This window comes from Vibrio sp. 10N.261.52.A1, assembly GCF_002876325.1.
GTDB classification, from domain to species: Bacteria; Pseudomonadota; Gammaproteobacteria; order Enterobacterales; family Vibrionaceae; genus Vibrio; species Vibrio chagasii.
Genome location: NZ_MCYD01000850.1, coordinates 1 through 2,315 on the forward strand (window position 1 = coordinate 1; position 2,315 = coordinate 2,315).

Here is a 2,315-nt window from a genome sequence, read left to right on the forward strand (position 1 = left end):
CTCATATTGAGCGGCGTTTTTCTAACTGATGTTTAGAATCAATTAAGCGTCAGTAGAAGCGCTAATCTTAAATCTCAGTACCTTCAGACTTGAATCAAGGTCAACATCCACAAACTCAGGTGGGTTGTCTAGGCGCTCAATAAACTCAACGTTTGGCGCTTCTTCTGCCATCGTCTCGATAAGGAAGTTAGGTGACACTGCCGGTGAGTTAACACATGCGATCACTTCACCGCCTTCCGTTAGAAGCTCCGGCAAACGACGTAAGATCTTTTTGTAGTCTTTAGTTAGGGCGAAGCTGCCTTTTTGGAACGAAGGTGGATCGATAATCACCAACTCATAAGGACCGCCCTTCTTGATTTTTCCCCACGACTTAAAGATGTCGTAACCAAGGAAATTCACCGAGCGCATGTCATGTTCGTTCAAACGGTGGTTATCACGACCCTTGTTCAGTGAGCCACGCGACATATCAACGTTCAAGCATTGACGAGCGCCACCCGCAATTGCAGCCACAGAGAAGCCACAAGTGTACGCGAACAAGTTAAGTACGTTCTTACCCTTTGCATTGTCTTGCACCCATTGACGGCCATTACGCATGTCTAAGAACAGACCAAAGTTCTGGTTACGACCAATGTCTAACTGATACTTAAGACCATGCTCAACAACCACCGGAGAGTCGTTAAGCTCACCCCATAGCACTTCAGAAGGAGCGCCGTCAGCGTAACGGTGTTGAAGCACGATGCTTGTACCTTGCTTGGTTTGCCAGATATCTTTACTGGTCAACGCTAACAAGCCATCTTTAAGCGATGACAAAAACGCGTCATCAACCTCTTTAAACACATTCACCAATAATTGACCATCGACCCAATCACATGTGATCTGTTCTAGGCCTGGCCAAAACTTACCACGACCATGAAAAATACGACGTAGCTCGTTAGGTACTTCGTTTAGCTGTTGTTCGATATGTTCAAAAAATACCGGTAAAGCAGATGCTTCCATTATTTCACTCACTTAGTGTTTAGCTTTGGCCACGCCAGTGACCAAGGTTCAAGCCAACCGTCCAAACCGTTAGATACGGTTTCTTGGTGCCACTTCTCGCCTAACGAGTCTAGGCTCCTTGGGTCACAGACAAATTGGTAGGCTTGTGATTGATAAGTAAATCGAATCGCGAAGGCGTGCAGATAACCTCTGTCGGCCTCACTCGATGGATTATAAATTGGGTCACCAACGATAGCTGAGCCTATCGACTTCATCGCCACGCGGATCTGGTGTGTGCGCCCTGTATAGGGTTTGCATAAAAGAAGTCGCTCACCAGGTTCGGCCGCTGCTGATAGAAATTGAGTTATCGCCGGGTTTTCTTTGGTTGTTAAGAGTTTCCAGCTAGAGCGTCGAGACCGCTCCATATCCCCGGAAATCAAACCCTGTTTTTTCTTCGGCTTCTTAGAACCAACCGCCAAGTAGTACTTCTCCACTTCGCGCTCAGCAAATAGCTGTGAAAGCTCACTCGCTGCTGATGCACTCTTGGCTAATAACAGAATACCTGAAGTCATTTTATCGAGACGATGAACGAGATACAGCTTAGGCTCATTGATTGCCTTAGCGACTTCTTGAAGCAGCATGGTATCGCCGTCGTCTTTGTGGACGCTGACTCCAGGATGCTTATTGATGAGTAAAAAATCAGAGTGATTGAGAAGAATATCGAACATGTAAAGGCTAGCTCCGTTATAGAAGGTGGAGTATACCGTGTCTGAATCTAGATTCCAGCCACGAAAAAGCCCAACTCACTCCATAAAGATTGAATCATTGGGCTTGTTTCTCGTTGTCCGCATTTAGGGGGAGGTTTTCACCCTATAAATAGAATCTAAGCGAGCTTGAACTTACCGACCAAAGCTTCTAGCTCCGCAACTTTACCGTTCAAACCTGAAGTGTTTTCTGAGCTACGCGTTGCCAGCTGCAAGGATTGCTCAGAGATATCGCTGATCGCCGTAATGTCTGCAGCAATTTCTTTGGTCACAGCGGTCTGCTCTTCTGCTGCAGTCGCAATTGAGTTCACCATACTTTGCACGTTGCCCGCACCGCTTACAATCGCTTCTAAAGCAGAAACAGCACCAGAGCTTTGCTCAACACCGATCTCGACCAAACGGCAGTTATCTTGGGTATAAGTCACCGCTTCTTGAGTACCAGACTGAATCGATTGGATAATGCCAGACACTTCTTGTGTCGCTTTGGTTGTTCTCTCAGCTAGCGCTCGCACTTCATCGGCAACCACAGCAAAACCACGACCAAACTCACCCGCACGTGCCGCCTCAATCGCCGCA

At 47.0% G+C, this 2,315-nt stretch carries 3 protein-coding genes; all 3 read right to left on the reverse strand.

All coding sequences use genetic code 11. The features are described 5' to 3' along the window. Positions 1-42: 42 nt before the first annotated feature. Entirely contained in the window at positions 43-996 is a 954-nt protein-coding gene (locus tag BCT81_RS18120; RefSeq protein WP_102425365.1) for a class I SAM-dependent methyltransferase, read from the reverse strand. An 8-nt stretch (positions 997-1,004) separates the two neighbouring features. Then, positions 1,005-1,703 (reverse strand): TIGR01621 family pseudouridine synthase, encoded by a 699-nt coding sequence (locus tag BCT81_RS18125; protein WP_102425366.1) that lies wholly within the window; start codon positions 1,701-1,703, stop codon positions 1,005-1,007. Positions 1,704-1,858: 155 nt separating this feature from the next. Then, positions 1,859-2,315, reverse strand: a 457-nt coding sequence (locus BCT81_RS18130) for a methyl-accepting chemotaxis protein (RefSeq protein ID WP_241908233.1), incomplete at its 5' end; no start/stop codon positions are given.